General features: G+C 64.7%; 18 protein-coding genes. 6 read left to right on the top strand and 12 right to left on the bottom strand.

What is annotated here, in order from left to right:
• Positions 1–144 precede the first annotated feature (144 nt).
• Positions 145–624, top strand: a complete 480-nt coding sequence (locus tag JQ603_RS24055) for a PaaI family thioesterase (RefSeq protein ID WP_212343115.1) — start codon at positions 145–147, stop codon at positions 622–624.
• Here JQ603_RS24055 and JQ603_RS24050 read toward each other — a convergent pair.
• Positions 609–764 (bottom strand): hypothetical protein, encoded by a 156-nt coding sequence (locus JQ603_RS24050; RefSeq protein WP_212343311.1) that lies wholly within the window; start codon positions 762–764, stop codon positions 609–611. The two genes, JQ603_RS24055 and JQ603_RS24050, sit on opposite strands and share 16 nt — an antisense overlap.
• Here JQ603_RS24050 and JQ603_RS24045 point away from each other — a divergent pair.
• Positions 700–1665: a DMT family transporter gene (locus tag JQ603_RS24045; protein ID WP_212343113.1), complete on the top strand. Its 966-nt coding sequence runs from the start codon at positions 700–702 to the stop codon at positions 1663–1665. The genes JQ603_RS24050 and JQ603_RS24045 overlap by 65 nt on opposite strands.
• Positions 1666–1775: 110 nt before the next feature.
• Here the strand turns inward: JQ603_RS24045 and JQ603_RS24040 are convergent, their stop codons facing one another.
• Complete coding sequence (locus JQ603_RS24040) at positions 1776–3131, bottom strand: NAD(P)H-dependent oxidoreductase (protein ID WP_212343111.1); 1356 nt, start codon at positions 3129–3131, stop codon at positions 1776–1778.
• Positions 3132–3271: 140 nt separating this feature from the next.
• Positions 3272–4177: a LysR substrate-binding domain-containing protein gene (locus JQ603_RS24035; RefSeq protein ID WP_212343110.1), complete on the bottom strand. Its 906-nt coding sequence runs from the start codon at positions 4175–4177 to the stop codon at positions 3272–3274.
• 282 nt (positions 4178–4459) lie between these two features.
• Between JQ603_RS24035 and JQ603_RS24030 the strand changes: the two genes are divergently transcribed.
• Together JQ603_RS24030 and JQ603_RS24025 are read left to right on the top strand one after the other, a co-directional pair.
• Positions 4460–5482 (top strand): TRAP transporter substrate-binding protein, encoded by a 1023-nt coding sequence (locus tag JQ603_RS24030; protein WP_212343109.1) that lies wholly within the window; start codon positions 4460–4462, stop codon positions 5480–5482.
• Positions 5479–7359: a TRAP transporter large permease subunit gene (locus tag JQ603_RS24025; protein ID WP_433996653.1), complete on the top strand. Its 1881-nt coding sequence runs from the start codon at positions 5479–5481 to the stop codon at positions 7357–7359. Before JQ603_RS24030 ends, JQ603_RS24025 begins: the two co-directional genes overlap by 4 nt.
• 34 nt (positions 7360–7393) lie before the next feature.
• Here the strand turns inward: JQ603_RS24025 and JQ603_RS24020 are convergent, their stop codons facing one another.
• From JQ603_RS24020 to purQ, 3 genes are all read right to left on the bottom strand, one after another.
• Entirely contained in the window at positions 7394–8131 is a 738-nt protein-coding gene (locus JQ603_RS24020) for a tetratricopeptide repeat protein (RefSeq protein WP_212343108.1), read from the bottom strand.
• A gap of 181 nt (positions 8132–8312) precedes the next feature.
• Positions 8313–9302, bottom strand: a complete 990-nt coding sequence (locus tag JQ603_RS24015; RefSeq protein WP_212343107.1) for a tripartite tricarboxylate transporter substrate binding protein BugD — start codon at positions 9300–9302, stop codon at positions 8313–8315.
• Positions 9299–10000, bottom strand: a complete 702-nt coding sequence (gene purQ, locus JQ603_RS24010) for a phosphoribosylformylglycinamidine synthase subunit PurQ (protein WP_212343106.1) — start codon at positions 9998–10000, stop codon at positions 9299–9301. The genes JQ603_RS24015 and purQ overlap by 4 nt, the downstream gene beginning before the upstream one ends.
• Positions 10001–10166: 166 nt before the next feature.
• On the opposite strand from purQ, the gene JQ603_RS24005 reads away from it, so the two are divergent.
• The gene (locus JQ603_RS24005) at positions 10167–11183 is read left to right on the top strand and encodes a magnesium and cobalt transport protein CorA (RefSeq protein WP_212343105.1); all 1017 of its coding nucleotides are present in this window, start codon (positions 10167–10169) and stop codon (positions 11181–11183) included.
• Positions 11184–11199: 16 nt separating this feature from the next.
• On the opposite strand, the gene JQ603_RS24000 is transcribed toward JQ603_RS24005, so the two are convergent.
• The 5 genes from JQ603_RS24000 to purC form a co-directional block, all read right to left on the bottom strand.
• Positions 11200–11739 carry a hypothetical protein gene (locus JQ603_RS24000; RefSeq protein WP_245003800.1) on the bottom strand — a complete coding sequence of 180 codons (540 nt, stop codon included), beginning with the start codon at positions 11737–11739 and terminating at the stop codon, positions 11200–11202.
• A gap of 13 nt (positions 11740–11752) precedes the next feature.
• Positions 11753–12346, bottom strand: a complete 594-nt coding sequence (locus JQ603_RS23995) for a hypothetical protein (protein WP_212343104.1) — start codon at positions 12344–12346, stop codon at positions 11753–11755.
• 86 nt (positions 12347–12432) lie between these two features.
• A complete protein-coding gene (locus JQ603_RS23990; protein ID WP_212343103.1) occupies positions 12433–12966 on the bottom strand; it encodes a hypothetical protein in 534 nt (177 codons plus the stop codon).
• A 26-nt stretch (positions 12967–12992) separates the two neighbouring features.
• A complete protein-coding gene (gene purS / locus JQ603_RS23985) occupies positions 12993–13235 on the bottom strand; it encodes a phosphoribosylformylglycinamidine synthase subunit PurS (protein WP_025037302.1) in 243 nt (80 codons plus the stop codon).
• A gap of 13 nt (positions 13236–13248) precedes the next feature.
• Positions 13249–14016 (bottom strand): phosphoribosylaminoimidazolesuccinocarboxamide synthase, encoded by a 768-nt coding sequence (gene purC / locus JQ603_RS23980; RefSeq protein ID WP_172782948.1) that lies wholly within the window; start codon positions 14014–14016, stop codon positions 13249–13251.
• Between the two features lie 331 nt (positions 14017–14347).
• On the opposite strand from purC, the gene JQ603_RS23975 reads away from it, so the two are divergent.
• Positions 14348–14671, top strand: a complete 324-nt coding sequence (locus JQ603_RS23975) for a DUF1476 domain-containing protein (protein WP_212343102.1) — start codon at positions 14348–14350, stop codon at positions 14669–14671.
• Positions 14672–14676: 5 nt separating this feature from the next.
• Here JQ603_RS23975 and JQ603_RS23970 read toward each other — a convergent pair whose 3' ends face one another.
• Positions 14677–15651 carry a LysR family transcriptional regulator gene (locus JQ603_RS23970; RefSeq protein WP_212343101.1) on the bottom strand — a complete coding sequence of 325 codons (975 nt, stop codon included), beginning with the start codon at positions 15649–15651 and terminating at the stop codon, positions 14677–14679.
• Between the last annotated feature and the right edge of the window lie 83 nt (positions 15652–15734).

Raw genomic sequence — 15734 nt, 5'->3', positions numbered from 1 at the left:
ATATCGGGGGCCTTGGAAAAGCCCTTTATGGCCCATTTTCCCGCTGTCCCACGTTTTGCAGGCGGGGTCGGCGGGAACGGGAATTGCACGGCGCGGACGGATCGGATTTAAGGGCAAAACACTCGTAATTGAAGGCCCATTTCCTTGCACGAATTGACCAAAATGGCCGCTTCGCCCCGCCCCGAGCTGCATGTCGCGACCGAGGGGGAATTTGCGGGCTGGCAGACCTGGATTCGCGACAGCTTTGAGAACCATATCGGCCCCTTCTGGCACCGCCTGGAGGCGGACGGCAGCGTCCGTTGCGCCTTCCGGGTCGAAAAGAAGCACCTGAACGGCTCCGGGAACGTCCATGGCGGCTGCTTCATGGCCTTTGCCGATTACAGCCTGTTCGCGATCGGCCGCCACGCGCTGAACGGCAAAGGCGTGACGGTCAATTTCGCCTGCGAATTCCTCGATGCGGGACATGAGGGCGAGCTGATCGAGTGCACCGGCGAGGTCACCCGCGCCGGCAAGTCGCTGATCTTCCTGCGCGGGCAGATGACCGCCGGCGAGCGCCTTCTGTTCACCTTCTCCGGGACGATCAAGCGGGCGAAGTGGAAGTCGGTCCCTCAGCCAAACGCATAGCTCGGCGCCTTCCCTTTTGCCGCCCCCTCGCCCAGACTTGGGCTGAGCGCGTTCGCGCCGGGGAGCAGAAACAAGGTGCCGCAGAGCACGTCGCCGAGGGGTCGCGCAGCGGCTTCCGCATCAATGCCGTTGCCGTCCATGGCCGCCACCGGCGCCCGCAACTGGCGCGACTACGCGCTGCTGTTCGCGCTGGCCTGCTGCTGGAGCTCGACCTACCCGCTTGCAAAACTCGCGCTGGACACGATCCCGCCCGTCACCTTCATCTCGGCGCGCTCGCTGATCGCCGCTGCCTTCCTGTTCGCGATCCTGTGGATGCGCGGCACCAAAATTCCCACCGACGCAAAAGCCTGGAAGCTGTTCGCGACCCAGCAGTTGATCAACTCGACCTTCCCGTTCCTGATCATCACCTGGTCGCAGCAATATGTGCCGGCCTCGAACACGGTGGTGCTGGCCTCGACCACGCCGATCTTCGCCTTCCTGATCACCTCGCTGATCACGCGGCACGAGCCGGCGACGCTGCTGAAGCTCGCCGGCGCGATTTTGGGACTCGCCGGCACCGTCGCCATCGTCGGCCTCGATGCGCTGCGTGGCTTCGGGAGCGAGATCGTGGCGGAGATCGCGATCCTGCTCGCCACCATCTCCTTCGCCTGCGCGACCATCTTCGGCTTGCGGCTCTCCGAGTACGACCCGATGGTGGTGGCGGCCGGCTCGCTGTTGTTCGGCGGCCTCGTGCTGCTGCCGCCCTCGCTGCTCATCGACCAGCCCTGGACCTTGCATCCGACGCCGACGGCGATCGTCGCCACCGTCGTCATGGGCATCGTCTCCAGCGCATTGGGCCTGATGCTGTTCTACGTCTGCCTCGGCCGGCTCGGCACGCTGACCACGAACGCGCAAGGCTATCTGCGCATCCCGATCGGCGTCGGACTGTCGGTGCTGCTGCTCGGCGAGAGCGTGCCGTCCAACCTAGCGCTGGGCCTGCTGCTGGTCATGGCGGGGGTCGCGGCGATGACGGTGCCGGCGGAGAGGTTCAAGCTGCGCTAGTGTGAAACGCTGGAGCTTGGCGTCGTCAGCCAGCAGGACGCAGTCCGGGCCCCGCCATTGTCCATGACGGGGCCCGTTGCCTCTGCTTTCTCAGGAGCCAATCGCGCCAATCAAGCAGCGATGTTGGGTTGCCGGAAGGCCGCCTCCATCTCGCGGCGCACCCGCACGGCGAGATTGTTGGGATCGTACTCCACGTCCTCCCATCTCAGGCGCTGACCTGGCTCGATATCGGTCTTGAGCTTGACTTGATGGGCGAGGCCGAGCGGCAGGTAGCCCTGCTTCAGTGAGGCGTCGGCAGGGGTCTGCTTGCCCCAGACGCAGAAGCCGCCCTCGCCGTCGAGCATCTCCCCGGCCTTCAATTTGCGCTTGGCGGTCGCGACCACGTCGGAGTTGAACACGATCGGCGCGCCGGTCGGCTCCCTGCGCAGCGCCGCGGAGGCGACGGAAATACCGAGCTCGAGCCCGATCATATGGATTGGCCGGTACAGCGAGGCGTATTTGCCGGTCTTGTCCGGCAGCATGCTGTATTCGCGGAAGCATTCCTCTGAATAGGCGCTGTCGGTCTCGAACACGACATAGGTCCCCATCACGAGGCTCTGCGGGACGTCGGTGCCGTCACGATAGACCGAGGACGTGACCTCGGTGACGCCCGACTTCTCCAGCATGCCGCCGTCGGATTTCGGCTTGCAGATCTCGGCGTGCTCGAACCGCGTCGCCGGCGGAAACGACAGGCCCTCGCTCTGGGCATGCAGGCCGGTCGCATTGCACACCGCCGTCATCTCGATGCCCGATTTGGTGCCGTCAACGAAGGAGTTGAACATCTTCGGATTGATCGAGTTGCGATCCTTGATCTTCATGTATTTGTCGAGGATGTCCCAGACCGTATCCGGCGTCGACTGGTGATAGGTCGGGTGGTAGCGGGTGCCCTTGCCGGCGGCGACGACCTTGAAGCCGGCCGCGCGCGCCCAGTCGACGTGATCGGCAATAAGCGCCGGCTGGTCGCCCCAGGCGAGCGAATAAACGACCCCGGCCTGCTTCGCCTTGCGCGCCAGGATCGGACCCGCAACCGCATCCGCTTCGACATTGACCATCACGATGTGCTTGCCGTTCTCGATCGCCTTCATCGCGAAGCGGATGCCGGCGCCGGGATCGCCGGTCGCCTCGATGATGACCTCGATGGCGGGATGGGTGATCAGCGCGTCGGCATTGTCGGTTACGACGGTGCGGCCATGCTTGAGCGCGTCGTCGATGGAGGTTGCCGCGTATTGCTCTTCCGGCCAGCAACCGAGCTTGAGCTGCGCGCGGGCGCGGGCGGTATTCAGGTCGGCAACGCCGACCAGATGCATGCCGTCGGTCTGGCGCACTTGCGACAGGAACATCAGGCCGAATTTACCGGCTCCGATCAGGCCAATGGTGACAGGCTTGCCGGCCGCCTTGCGCTCCAGCAGCATGCGATGGAGATTCATCTGGATTTCCTTGAAATGTTTCCTCGGGTGACGGCGTTGTTGCAGCCGTGACGTCCGGCCGCGCTCGCCTTGTACGGAAACGTTAGGCAGCGGCGAATCCGAGGGCAATTCAGATTATCTGCCGCGACGATGTAGGCGCGCTAAACAATCGACACAGCCTGCTGCGCGCTCCAGGCGTCGCGTTCCCCGCGCAGCCAGTCGAGGAAGGTGCGGGTCTTGCGGTGGCGCAGATGGCCGTGCGGGCAGACGATCCACTGCGTGGTCAGCGCGACCTCCGGCGGGTTCTTCACGGGGCAAACCAGGCGGCCGTCGCGGAGTTCGCGCCAGGCCAGCAGCTCGCTTTCCAGCCCGATGCCGAGGCCGTCGACGGCGGCGTCGATCGCCATGTGGCTGCGGTCGAACAGCACGCGCTTCCAGCGCTCCGCGGGCTCTATGCCGGCCTCGGTGAACCAGCGCGGCCATTGCATCTGCGATTTCACCGAATGGATCAGCCGGTGCCCGAGCAGATCCTGGGCCGCGAGGCTGCCCGCCGCAAAGGACGAGGGCGCGCACAACGGAAAGAATCGCTCCCTGCCGAGGCTCTCGACGAACAGGCCGGGCCAGCCGCCTTCGCCGTGGCGGATCTCCAGATCGACATTCTCTTTGCGGAAATCGGTCGGCTCATTGGTGCCGTCGAGCCGCAATTCGATGTCCGGATTGGCATCGACGAAGCTCGCAAGCCGCGGCAGCAGCCATTTGCTCGATACGCTCGGTGCCGCGCGCACCGTCAATGTGGTGGCCGAGCGGATACCGCGGACATGCCGCGTCACATCGGTGACGTGCTCGATCTCGCGGCTGATCATCTCGAAATAACGCTCGCCGGCCTCGGTCAGCGTGATGTTGCGCCCGACCCGCGAGGTCAGCGACGTGCCGAGATGCAGCTCCAGCGCCTGGATCTGCTGGCTGACGGCCGACGGCGTCACCCGCAATTCGTCCGCCGCACGGGAAATGCTGCCTGCGCGCGCCACCGCGTGGAAGACGATGATGGCGCGGAACGGTATCTGCATCGGGAAACCTTTTAGGCCAGCTAAAGTGACGGCGAATATAATTCAATTGTCGTGCATGACCAGCGATCTAGGCTTCAGGCTCAAGGCCATCCGCGACAGACGGGTGCCGACGAGGAAACAGACGGCGCAAAGCGCCGGTCCGCCCGGGGGAAGGAACGCAAGGCTTACGCCCTTTCACCAGACAAGCGATTTTGACGACACCGGCGCAGCAAAGCCTGCGCGCGGCAACGAGCACGTGCGCCGAAAAAGGCGCGGCACGGGATCATCAGGGGAGGACGAGCGATGTCGGGCAAGAACCACAGGATTTCACGCCGCAACTTCATGGTGGCGGCGGCCGCCGTTCCACTGGTCGCGATCCGCGCGCGGCCGGCCCAGGCGGCGGAGTTCGAATACAAGCTCGCCACCGGCCAGTCGCTGACGCAGCCGATCAACACCCGCCTGGATCAGGCCGTGAAGCGGATCAAGGAAGCGAGCGGCGGCCGGCTGGAGATCAAGTTCTTTCCCGCCTCGCAGCTCGGCTCGGACACCGATCTGTTGACCCAGATCCGCAGCGGCGGCGTCGATTTCCTCAACATCGCCGGCTCCGTGCTGTCGACGGTGGCCCCGGTCGCCGGCATCGCCAATGTCGGCTTCGCCTTCTCCGACTACAGCCAGGTCTGGAATGCGATGGACGGCGACCTTGGCAAGCTGATCGCGACGCAGATCGAGAAGACCGGCGCGCTGGTGATGGCCAAGCCCGCCGACAACACGTTCCGGCAGATCTCGTCATTCACAAGACCGATCAAGACGCCGGCCGATCTCGCCGGCTACCGCATCCGCGTGCCGGTGTCGCCGATCTTCACCTCGCTGTTCAAGTCGCTCGGCGCCAACCCGACCTCGATCAACTTCAACGAATTGTACACGGCGCTGCAGACCCATCTCGTCGACGGCCAGGAGAACGGCCTCGTCACCATCGAGGCCGGCAAGATCTACGAGGTGCAGAAATACATCTCCGAGACCAACCATATCTGGGACCCGTTCTTCATTCTCGGCAACCGTCGCTCGGTGAAGGCGCTGCCCGACGATTTGCAGGCGCTGGTCCGCAAAGAATTCGACCAGGCCGCCATTGAGCAGCGCGCCGATACCGCAAAGCTCAATCTGACGCTGAAGGACCAGCTGACCGCCAAGGGCATCACCTTCGAGGCCTCGGACAAGGAAGCCTTCCGCAAGGAGCTGTCGGCCGCCGGCTTCTACAAGGAATGGCGCGGCAAGTTCGGCGAGGACAATTGGAAGATTCTGGAGGCCGCGGCCGGAGCACTCGCATGAGCGCGGTCGTCGGCATGCCTGACGCGGTGACGCTCGGCGAAACGCAGGCGTTGCGCGGACGCTGGCTGGAGAAGGCGCTGCGCTGGCTGGTGGAGGTTCCGGCAGCAATCGCCGTGGTCGCCGAGGTGATCATCCTGTTCGCCGGCATCATTGCACGCGGCGTGTTCCACCGGCCGATCATCTGGTCGGACGAGCTCGCCTCGATCCTGTTCCTGTGGCTGGCGATGCTCGGCAGCGCGATCGCCGTGCAGCGCTCGGCGCATATGCGCCTGACCTTCTTCACGTCGTATCTGTCGCCGCGGGCCGAGGCCTTGGCCTCGACGCTCGCGGCCGGCGGGGTCGCGCTGTTCCTCGCGATCATCCTGCATCCGGCGCTGGATTATGTGGAGGACCAGGCCTTCGTGGAGACGCCCGCACTCGGCTGGTCCGGCATGGTTCGCGCCGCGGCTATCCCGGTCGGCTGCATGATCGCGCTCGCCAGTATCTGCCTCACCCTCGTCAAGCGGTCGGCGAAGGACCTGCTTGCCGTGGCTGTGCTGTTTGCGGCGGTTGCCGGCGTGCTCTATCTCGCAGGTCCCCCGCTGAAATCGCTCGGCAACTGGAACCTGCTGATCTTTTTCGTCGGCCTGCTCGGCTGCGCCGTGATGGCGGGCGTGCCGATCGCATTTTCATTTTGTCTGGCGACCGTCGCCTTCCTGCTGACCACGACCCGCACGCCGCTGCTGGTCGTGGTCGGGCGGATCGACGAGGGCATGAGCTCGCTGATCCTGCTCGCGGTGCCGCTGTTCGTGCTGCTCGGACAGCTGGTCGAGCAAACCGGCATGGCGCGCGTCATGGTCGCGTTCCTCGCCTCCATGCTCGGCCATATCAGGGGCGGGCTGTCCTATGTGATGCTGGGCGCGATGCTGCTGGTCTCGGGCATCTCCGGCTCCAAGACCGCCGACATGGCAGCGATCGCGCCGGTGCTGTTTCCCGAGATGCGCAAGCGCGGCATGAAGGATGGCGAGCTGGTGTCGCTGCTCGCGGCCTCAGGCGCGATGAGCGAGACCATTCCACCGTCGATCGTGCTGATCGCGATCGCCTCCGTCACCGGCGTGTCGATCGCGGCGCTGTTCACCGCCGGCATCCTGCCGGGGATCGTGCTGGCCATCGTGCTTGCCTTCGTCGCGCGCTACCGGGCGGGCACCGAGGAGAACGCAGCGCTCAAGGTCGCGCGTGCGCCGATGTCGGTGGTGGCAAGGACGTTCTGGGCCGCGCTTCCGGCCCTGGCCTTGCCGTTCCTGATCCGCAGCGCGGTGGTCGAGGGCTTTGCGACCGCGACCGAAGTCTCGACCATCGGCATCGCCTATTGCCTCGTGCTCGGCCTGATCATCTATCGCGGCAGCCTCGCCTGGAAGAACGTGCTGCCGATGCTGGTGCAGACCGCCTCGCTGTCCGGCTCGATCCTGTTCATCGTGGGGGCTGCGAGCGCGATGGCCTGGGCGCTGGCGCAATCCGGCTTCTCGCATGATCTGGCAGCGCGCATGGCCGGCGTGCCCGGCGGGTCTTACGGCTTCCTGCTGATCTCGGTGGTCGCCTTCATCGTGCTCGGCAGCGTGCTGGAGGGCATCCCGGCCATCGTGCTGTTCGGCCCGCTGCTGTTCCCGGTGGCCGCAACGTTCGGCATCAACGAGGTGCACTATGCGATGGTGGTGATCCTCGCCATGGGGCTCGGCCTGTTCGCCCCGCCCTTCGGCCTCTGCTATTACGCCGCCTGCAGCATCGGCGGCGTGTCGCCGGATGCCGGCATGCGCAGGATCTGGATCTATCTCGCCTGGCTGTTCCTGGGCCTGCTGCTGATCACCTTCGTGCCCTGGATATCGCTGGTGTTTCTGTGAGCTTCCCAGGCTGAAGCCATTCCGCCTGGCCCCTTCAGGTCGAAAGCTGCTTCTCCGCGATCGACAGCCATTCGGCCTGCGCCTTGCGCAGATATTTTGGCGCGCGGCGCATCTGGATCAGGAGCTCGTTGAAGACCATGCGCGCTTCCGCGGTACGGCCGACCATCTGCAGCAGCATGCCGTAGCGCACCCGCGCTTCGGCGCCGGGGAAATAGCCGGCGAGAGCGTGATATTCCTCCAGGGCCTCGTCGAGCCGGCCGACCTCGGCGAGCGCGCGGGCATAGAGCAGATGCGCATCGGCGGAATCGAAGTCGGGCCATTGCTTCTGGAGATCGTCCAGCGTCGCCAGCGCGTCGGCCGGACGCTTGGCGGCAAACTCGGCCTGCGCCTTGCGAAACGCATAGGCGGGATCGTGGCCCATCGGCAGCTTCAGGATGTGATCATAGTGCGCTTCCGCTTCGCCGAACCGGCCGATACTTGCGCACTCTTCCGCCAGCGCCGCGCGGTTGGCGATGGTGTCGGCGTCAGCCAGCCGGTCCGACAGCTCGCGATAGCGCTTCTCCGGATCGAGGCGGTTGGCGACCCGTTGGCGCGCCTGCCGGGCAGTGGGGCTGGAAAACCATTCGGGAATGAGCTCGACCGCGATATAGGCGAGCGCGCCCATCATCGGCACCAGCAGGATGATGAAGGCCCAGCGCCGCAGCCGCCCGGTCCGCGAGGCGTGGTAGATCAGCGTGAGATCGAGCAGCAGAACGACCAGGGCAACGGGCATGTGACATCCACGGGCACAACGACAGCGCACGCTTCCTGATATCGCAACCGGCGCGGTTGAACAACCTGGAGTTGCCAGTCTTCGCAGAAATCCGCAGCACAGGACGCGCGCGCCGAGAGGGCGACGAGGAGTCAGTCGTCTCGAACCCAGGACAGGTTCACGGGATCGCAGCCAAAAGCGGTTACTGCTTGGCGTCGTCCGCCAGCATCTTCCGGTACTTCTCGACGTCGCGCGTCACCAGCTGCTGCAGCAGCTCCGGCGTATGCTCGTTGTCATCAGGGGCGACGGTCGAGAGGTCGGCAAAACGCTTCTTCACCGCGTCGGTCTCGACCGCGGTGCGCGCCGCTGCGTTCAGCTTGGCAATCACGGCCGGCGGCGTGCCCTTCGGTGCGAACAGGCCGTTCCAGCCCTGCGCCTCGAACTCCGGCAGGCCGGCTTCAGCCGATGTCGGCAGCTCCGGCAGCGTCGCAAGCCGCACGGTCGAGCCGACCACGAGCCCCTTCACCAGCTTCTCGTTGATCGACTGCGAGACCGAAGCCGCGGCATCGCAGACGCCGTCGATCTGGCTGCCGACCGCATCGGTGAGCGCAGGGGCGGCGCCGCGATAGCCGACCAGCGTCGCATCGATCCCGGCGGCGGTGACGAAGCTCTTGCAGATCAGATAGTTCGACGAGCCGACGCCGGCATGGCCGAGATTGATCTTGCCCGGATTGGCCTTGGCGTAGGCGATGAACTCTTTCAGATCCTTGGCCGGAAAGTCCTTGCGCAGCGCGATGATGCCGAACGTCTTCGCCACCATGGCGATCGGCACGAAGGACTCCGGCGTAAACGGCAGCTTTGGATAGATCGTGTAGGTCGCCGCATTGGTGCCGGCATTGCCGATCGCGATGGTGTAGCCATCGGGCTCGGCGCGGGAGGCGCGCGCCAGCGCGGTCGAGCCGCCGGCGCCCGCAACGTTCTCGATCACGATGGTCTGGCCGAGCGCGATGCCCATCTGCTCGGCGACGGTGCGCGCGATCACGTCCGAGGTGCCGCCGGCCGCGAACGGCACGATCATGGTGATCGGACGCTTGGGATAGTCCTGTGCGAATGCGCAAGTTGCGAGCGAAAATGTTGCGAATGCCAGCGCCGCAACCGCGGCGAGAGCGCGCTTCATCACGAACGGAATCACGCGGCCCTGTCCAGATGCTGGGCGAGGCCGGCGAACAGGCCGCGGCCGTCGGTGCAGCCCATGATGTCTTCGACGTGGTTTTCCGGATGCGGCATCATGCCGAGCACGTTGCCCTTGTCGTTGACGATGCCGGCGATCGACTGTGCCGCGCCGTTGATGTTGGCGGCCTCGTCGACCACGCCGTCGGCGGAGCAGTAGCGGTAGAGCACCCGCCCCTCGCCTTCGAGCCGCTTGATGGTTTCTTCGTCCGCCTCGTAATTGCCCTCGCCATGGGCGACCGGCACGCGGATCACCTGGCCGGCATTGTAACCGCGGGTGAACGGGGTATCGGAGCGCTCGACGCGCAGATGCACGTCGCGGCAGATGAATTTCAGCCGCGCATTGCGCATCAACACGCCCGGCAGGAGGCCGGATTCGCAGAGGATCTGAAAGCCGTTGCAGACGCCGAGCACGAGGCCGCCCTTGGCCGCGTAGTCGCGCACCGCATCCATCACCGGCGCACGCGCGGCGATTGCGCCGCAGCGCAGGTAATCGCCATAGGAGAAACCGCCGGGCACGACCACGAGATCGGTGCCTGACGGCAGCGAGGTCTCGGCGTGCCAGACCATCGCCGGCTCGCTGCCGGAGATCAGCCTCAATGCGCGCGCCATGTCGCGCTCACGGTTGATTCCGGGAAAGACGAGGATGGCGGCTTTCATGGCAGAGGTTCCGACGGTGCTGGGAATCGGGCTGGCCAAAGGGCCAATTCGTCAGGAGACATAGCCATTTGACGGGGATTTTACCAGTGCTAGCCTCGCCGGGCGGCCTTGTACACAGGCCATAGCCACGGCACTTTTGCTGACGATTTTGCCCGGGATTGAAGCCATGAACGTCCCGTCGCGGCCTGTATCCCCCTCCGAGCCGGTGTCCACCGAGGGCGTCGTCGCCGCCGGCGCCTATGTCGACGGCAGGCGCGTCGCCAATATCGCCATCAGCGAGGCTTCGAGCTGGCGGGCCAAGCCCGGCCACGTGGTCTGGATCGGCCTGCACGAGCCCGACATGGCGCTGCTCGGCGCGGTGCAGAAGCAGTTCGACCTGCACGAGCTCGCGATCGAGGACGCCAACCACGCCCATCAGCGGCCCAAGATCGAGCAATATGGCGAGGCCCTGTTCATCGTGGCGCGCACCGCGCAACTGGTCGAGGGCCGGATCGCCTTCGGCGAGACCCACATCTTCGTCGGCGACGGCTATCTGGTCTCGGTGCGCCACGGCGCCTCGACGTCCTACACCCCGGTGCGCGAACGCTGCGAAAGCTGCCCGCGGGCGCTCGCCCGCGGCGAGGACTACATCCTCTACGCCATTCTCGATTTCATCGTCGATAATTACTCGCCCGTGCTGGAGAGCATTCACGAAGAGGTCGAGGGCATCGAGGACGACGTGCTCGCCCACGCGATCACCAGGGCGCAGATCGAGCGGCTCTACATGCTGCGCCGTGACCTGTTACGGCTCCGCAACGCGATCGGACCGCTGGTGGAGGTCTGCCGCCGGCTCGAGCACGACGAGCTGTCGATGGTGCGCGCGACGATGCAGCCGCTGTTCCGCGACGTCACCGACCACGTCAGAAACATCCAGGAGCGCATCGATTCCATGCGCGAGGTGCTGGCCTTCGCCTTCGAGGCGAGTCTGCTGGTCGGTCAGGCGCAGGAGACGGCGGTCTCAAAGAAACTCGCCTCGTGGCTCGCGATCATCGCCATCCCGACCGCGCTCGCCGGCATCTACGGCATGAACTTCAAGCACATGCCGGAGCTGGAGTGGGAGTACGGCTACTACATGCTGCTCGGCGTGATGCTGGCGGCCTGCGGCGCGCTCTATTGGCGCTTCCGCCGCGTCGGATGGCTATGAGCGCTTGGCACGGCATTCAGCGCTTGGCTGGCGCCAGCACCAGCATCACCCCGATGGCAAATTGCGCATAATTGTCGGAGCTGGCCTTCTCGGTGGCCGCCGAACTGATCAGGCTGGCCGCGCCTCGATCGCCAAACAGATAGCCGCTGACCTGATATTCCTTCGTCCCATCAGGTTTCACCATCAGCCGCCGCGCCTTGAACAGGCGCGGCACCTTGGTGCCACTGTCGCCATCAATTCCGAGAATCGAGATCTTCTGGCCCGGCGTGCGCTGCTCCAGCATCTTGACGATTTGAGCCTGCTCGTCGCGGAATTGCTCCAGGGTCATCGCGTTGCCGGGAGGATAGAACCGATAGCTCACCCTGGACTGCGCACCGCAGGCAGGCTGTTCGCAAAGGAACATGTGGACGTCGTTGGGCCTCAGCTCGTAGCGGAATCCACCGACAGAGAATGGCGGACCTCGCTCCGGCTGGGATTGCGGGGCCTCGGCGAAAGCCGCGCCGCCCGCGAGCAGCAGCGCTGCGAGCAGCAACAACGAGCGGACGTAGAACCGCATGCCGACGCTCATTTCATTGCCGCGCCGGAGGCGCGAAATCCTCGATCTCCATCACTCCGACGAAATCGCTGCTGTTGCGGCGAGCGATCTCAACGCCGAGCGATGTGGAAATGACGTCGATCATGGTGTTGCCTGCGAATACCATGTCGCGGACGATGTAGATCGGCTTGTCGTTAGGGCCGGTCGCCCGATACTCCCAATGAACGGCCGGGAATTCCTTCATCTTCGCGACGCGCGAGGACGTCAGCGTCAGGTCTCTCAGGCGTCCGACCGCTTCGGTTGATGCCTGCTCGGTCTGCGCCATCTGACGCTGCGCATCGGCCTCGGCAAATTTCTGCAGGGCCACGGGATCGGGGCTACGGGTCGGACTTGCTGCGGTGCGGATGGTGACGATCGAATTTTCCGGACACGCAAGCGGCCTGCAGCGGAAGATCGAGCGTCTTTCGCCATACACCCGCGTACCGGTCCATTTTTCCGGATCCGGCGATTTGAAGGTAACCCTGGTTCCCGGATGCTCCGGGCCGACGGCCGTCGTAACACAGCCCATGAGCGACAACGCGGCTGCGGCAATGGCCGCATACCGGAAAACGTCTGAAATAGCCCCCATCACCCCACCCGAAACGCGCCCTCGCCCCGAGTGTAGACAACCTGTGGTTTTCGATAAAGGGGGTCGTCAACACTCCGATGCTGCAGCTAACGCGGGATCGGAGTGTCCGTCACGTCCATCGCCTTGATGAACAGATCGCGGTTGCGTCGCGCAAGGTCTTGCGAGGGCGAAAACGAGGATATGCTGACCAACGCCGATTTGACGAACATGGTCGCCTTGCTGAGATAGGCCGGGCCTTTCTCGCCGACCACGCGCAACTCCTGCACGATTGCCGGGTAGCCTCGCAGCGTCGTCGTCCCGCTGGAGACCCGCTCGAGCTTCCTGCCTGCGGCAGCGGCATCCTGATTGGCTCGCTCGACCGATGCAGGAATCTGGCTCGCCAGTTTTGCCAGCGCCTGCGGGTCAGGACTGCGGGTCGGACTGCTCGAAATGGTTGCAGTGACCTTGGCGGAGTCGGAGCAAGCCAGCGGACGACAAACAAATTCGCCGGTGCTCTTGCCGAAGAGATTGCTGCGTCCGGCCCATTTGGCCGGATCGGGATTTCGAATCGTGACGCTGGTCGTGCCGGGGGTCTGGGCGGCTGCGAACTGAACGCTGAAGACCGGCAGCAAAGTCGCCAAACCGGCGACCAAAGCAACCGTTCGTATCACCCGAGCAGTTCCACGCGATAATTCTCGATCACGGTGTTCGCCAGCAGCTTGTCGGCGGCTTCCTTCAGCGCGGCTTCCGCCTTGGCCTTGTCGGCGCCGGCGAGCTCGATGTCGAACACCTTGCCCTGGCGGACGCTGGCGACGCCGTCGACGCCGAGCGACTTCAGCGCGCCTTCGATGGCCTTGCCCTGCGGATCGAGGATACCCGTCTTCAGGGTAACGGTAACACGTGCCTTCACGTCAAAATCCTCTTCAGCTCTTCACCAGCACCGGGCCCGTGCCCTGCGGACGCTCGTTCTCCATGAGGATGCCGAGACGCTTTGCGACTTCCGTATAGGCCTCGAGCAGGCCACCGAGGTCGCGGCGGAAGCGGTCCTTGTCGAGCTTCTCGTTCGACTTGATGTCCCACAGACGGCAGCTATCCGGCGAGATCTCGTCGGCGACGATGATCCGCATCATCTCGTTCTCGAACAGGCGGCCGCACTCCATCTTGAAATCGACGAGGCGGATGCCGATGCCGAGGAAGAGGCCGGTGAGGAAATCGTTGACGCGGATGGCGAGCGCCATGATGTCGTCGATCTCCTGGGGCGTGGCCCAGCCGAAGGCCGTGATGTGCTCTTCCGACACCATGGGGTCGTTGAGCTGGTCGTTCTTGTAATAGAATTCGATGATCGAGCGCGGCAGCTGCGTGCCCTCCTCGATGCCGAGGCGCTGCGACAGCGAGCCGGCGGCAACGTTCCGCACCACCACCTCCAGCGGCACGATCTCGACCTCGCGAATCAACTGCTCGCGCATGTTGAGGCGGCGGATGAAATGGGTCGGCACCCCGATGTCGTTGAGGTGCTGAAACAGGTACTCCGAGATCCGGTTGTTGAGGACACCCTTGCCCTCGATCACCTGATGCTTTTTCGCATTGAACGCGGTGGCGTCGTCCTTGAAGTGCTGGATCAGGGTACCGGGCTCCGGACCTTCGTAGAGAACCTTTGCCTTGCCTTCATAAATGCGACGCCGACGGCTCATGGGGATGTACCGTGTTTTGTTGAAATCCATGAATTTGGTGTGCTCCGGTTGACTAGGATTACGACCCACAGCGGAGCTGCCGTGAACAGCCCGGAACCCATCCATAACCCAAGGAAACACCAAGGAAACAGAACGGGAACCAAGCCTTTAGGCAACCTATCCGATTGGCTGTCCGAGCACAATCGATCCGGCCGTCCGGCACCAACTTATACCGTCTTGCCTGCGGCTTAACGGCTCGTTGTTTTGCCGATTCGTGCTCCTTATCTAGGCATGCGCCGGGGCCCCCGCAACGAGGGTCGCCGGGTCCAGTCAGCAGGGAATTGGAAGACGCATGAGCGAAATCAACAAGCGCCAGGAAGGCTTCGAGAAGAAATTTGCCCTCGACGAGGAGCAGAAATTCAAGGCGGAGGCCCGCCGCAACCGGCTGCTCGGGCTGTGGGCGGCCGAAAAGCTCGGCATATCGGGCGACGCCGCCACCGCCTACGCCAAGGAGGTCGTCGCGGCCGACTTCGAGGAGGCCGGCGATGCTGACGTCCTGCGCAAGGTCATGGCCGATTTCGCCGCCAAGAACGTCGCCGTTACCGAACAGGCGATTCGCGCCAAGATGAGCGAACTGCTTGCGGTCGCGGCCGCCGAGGTAAAGACAGGGAAATAATACGTTCAGGTTCGACGCGGGCGCGCAATGACCTTGCGCGCCGGCGATCTTTTTCGGCCGCCCCGGCTGGTCGGGACGTCGCGCCTGGCGTAATCGCGGCGGATGGTTTCCAGCAGGCGCTGAGCGGCAGCGCTCAGGAAGCCGCCGCGACGAGTCACCAGCACGATATGCTGTTCCGCGGCGAGATCGCCGACGGTGATCGTCGAGATCGCTCCCGCGAGCAGCTCCTCCGCTACGTGGCTCTGCGCCAATAGCGCAAGGCCAAAGCCCGCCTCCACGAGCCGCTTCTGCGCGGTGAGGCTGTCCACCGCCGTCCACTCCACGTCCCCGAGACCTTGCGTCAGGAACAGCGCGAACACGTGAGCCGCTGCGATCTCGCGGCGGCCGCGCGTTTCCGGGAACGCGATCCAGCGTTCCCCACGAAGCTCGGCAAGCCGCTTCACGCGCTTGCCGGCAAGCGGATGATCGGATGCGCAGACCACCTGCAACGCCTCGCTCAGCACCAGCTCGCAGGCGAGATCGGCGGCGCGATCGGGGTTGTAACGCAGGCCGATCGTAGCCTCGCCGCGCCGGATGAGATCGCTGACCTCCGCGCTGGTCGCGGTGCGCAAGGCGAGCGCGACGGCGGGATTTTCCGCGGCAAATCGCTTCATGATGCCCGACAGCCGGCCGTCGGCGAGCGTGCCGGTCACGGCCAGCGAAACCGGCCCCGAATTCTGCTTGGTCAGCGCGCGTATCGCCTGTTCGGCGTCCTGCGCCGCCGCGACGGCGCGCTCGGCATAGGGGATCAGCACGCGTCCGGCATCGCTGAGCCGCGTGCGGCCCGCGATCCTCTCGAACAGGGGCACGCCGAGCTCCTGCTCCAGCAGCGCAATACGGCGCGAAATCGCCGGCTGCGAGCGATGCAGGAATTTCGCGGCATTCGAGACCCCGCCCCTGCGATGAACGGTCAGGAAGGTGTTGAGGGCATCGCTGTCCATGGTGGACACCTCATGCAAAAAACTGATGGTACTTAGAGAAATAACAAATTTGGCGGATGGTGAGAATACTCCTAATGCTTGCC

Source organism: Bradyrhizobium liaoningense (assembly GCF_018130825.1).
Taxonomy (GTDB): Bacteria; Pseudomonadota; Alphaproteobacteria; order Rhizobiales; family Xanthobacteraceae; genus Bradyrhizobium; species Bradyrhizobium liaoningense_B.
This window is presented reverse-complemented; position numbering and strand designations above follow the sequence as displayed.

Bases quoted from the DNA above. Each gene is read 5' to 3' on its own strand.
- JQ603_RS24050 (WP_212343311.1), bottom strand. From the start codon at position 764: ATGGACGGCAACGGCATTGATGCGGAAGCCGCTGCGCGACCCCTCGGC.
- JQ603_RS24040 (WP_212343111.1), bottom strand. From the start codon at position 3,131: ATGAATCTCCATCGCATGCTGCTGGAGCGCAAGGCGGCCGGCAAGCCT.
- JQ603_RS24035 (WP_212343110.1), bottom strand. From the start codon at position 4,177: ATGCAGATACCGTTCCGCGCCATCATCGTCTTCCACGCGGTGGCGCGC.
- JQ603_RS24030 (WP_212343109.1), top strand. From the start codon at position 4,460: ATGTCGGGCAAGAACCACAGGATTTCACGCCGCAACTTCATGGTGGCG.
- JQ603_RS24025 (WP_433996653.1), top strand. From the start codon at position 5,479: ATGAGCGCGGTCGTCGGCATGCCTGACGCGGTGACGCTCGGCGAAACG.
- JQ603_RS24020 (WP_212343108.1), bottom strand. From the start codon at position 8,131: ATGCCCGTTGCCCTGGTCGTTCTGCTGCTCGATCTCACGCTGATCTAC.
- purQ (WP_212343106.1), bottom strand. From the start codon at position 10,000: ATGAAAGCCGCCATCCTCGTCTTTCCCGGAATCAACCGTGAGCGCGAC.
- JQ603_RS24005 (WP_212343105.1), top strand. From the start codon at position 10,167: ATGAACGTCCCGTCGCGGCCTGTATCCCCCTCCGAGCCGGTGTCCACC.
- JQ603_RS24000 (WP_245003800.1), bottom strand. From the start codon at position 11,739: ATGCGGTTCTACGTCCGCTCGTTGTTGCTGCTCGCAGCGCTGCTGCTC.
- JQ603_RS23995 (WP_212343104.1), bottom strand. From the start codon at position 12,346: ATGGGGGCTATTTCAGACGTTTTCCGGTATGCGGCCATTGCCGCAGCC.
- purC (WP_172782948.1), bottom strand. From the start codon at position 14,016: ATGAGCCGTCGGCGTCGCATTTATGAAGGCAAGGCAAAGGTTCTCTAC.
- JQ603_RS23975 (WP_212343102.1), top strand. From the start codon at position 14,348: ATGAGCGAAATCAACAAGCGCCAGGAAGGCTTCGAGAAGAAATTTGCC.
- JQ603_RS23970 (WP_212343101.1), bottom strand. From the start codon at position 15,651: ATGGACAGCGATGCCCTCAACACCTTCCTGACCGTTCATCGCAGGGGC.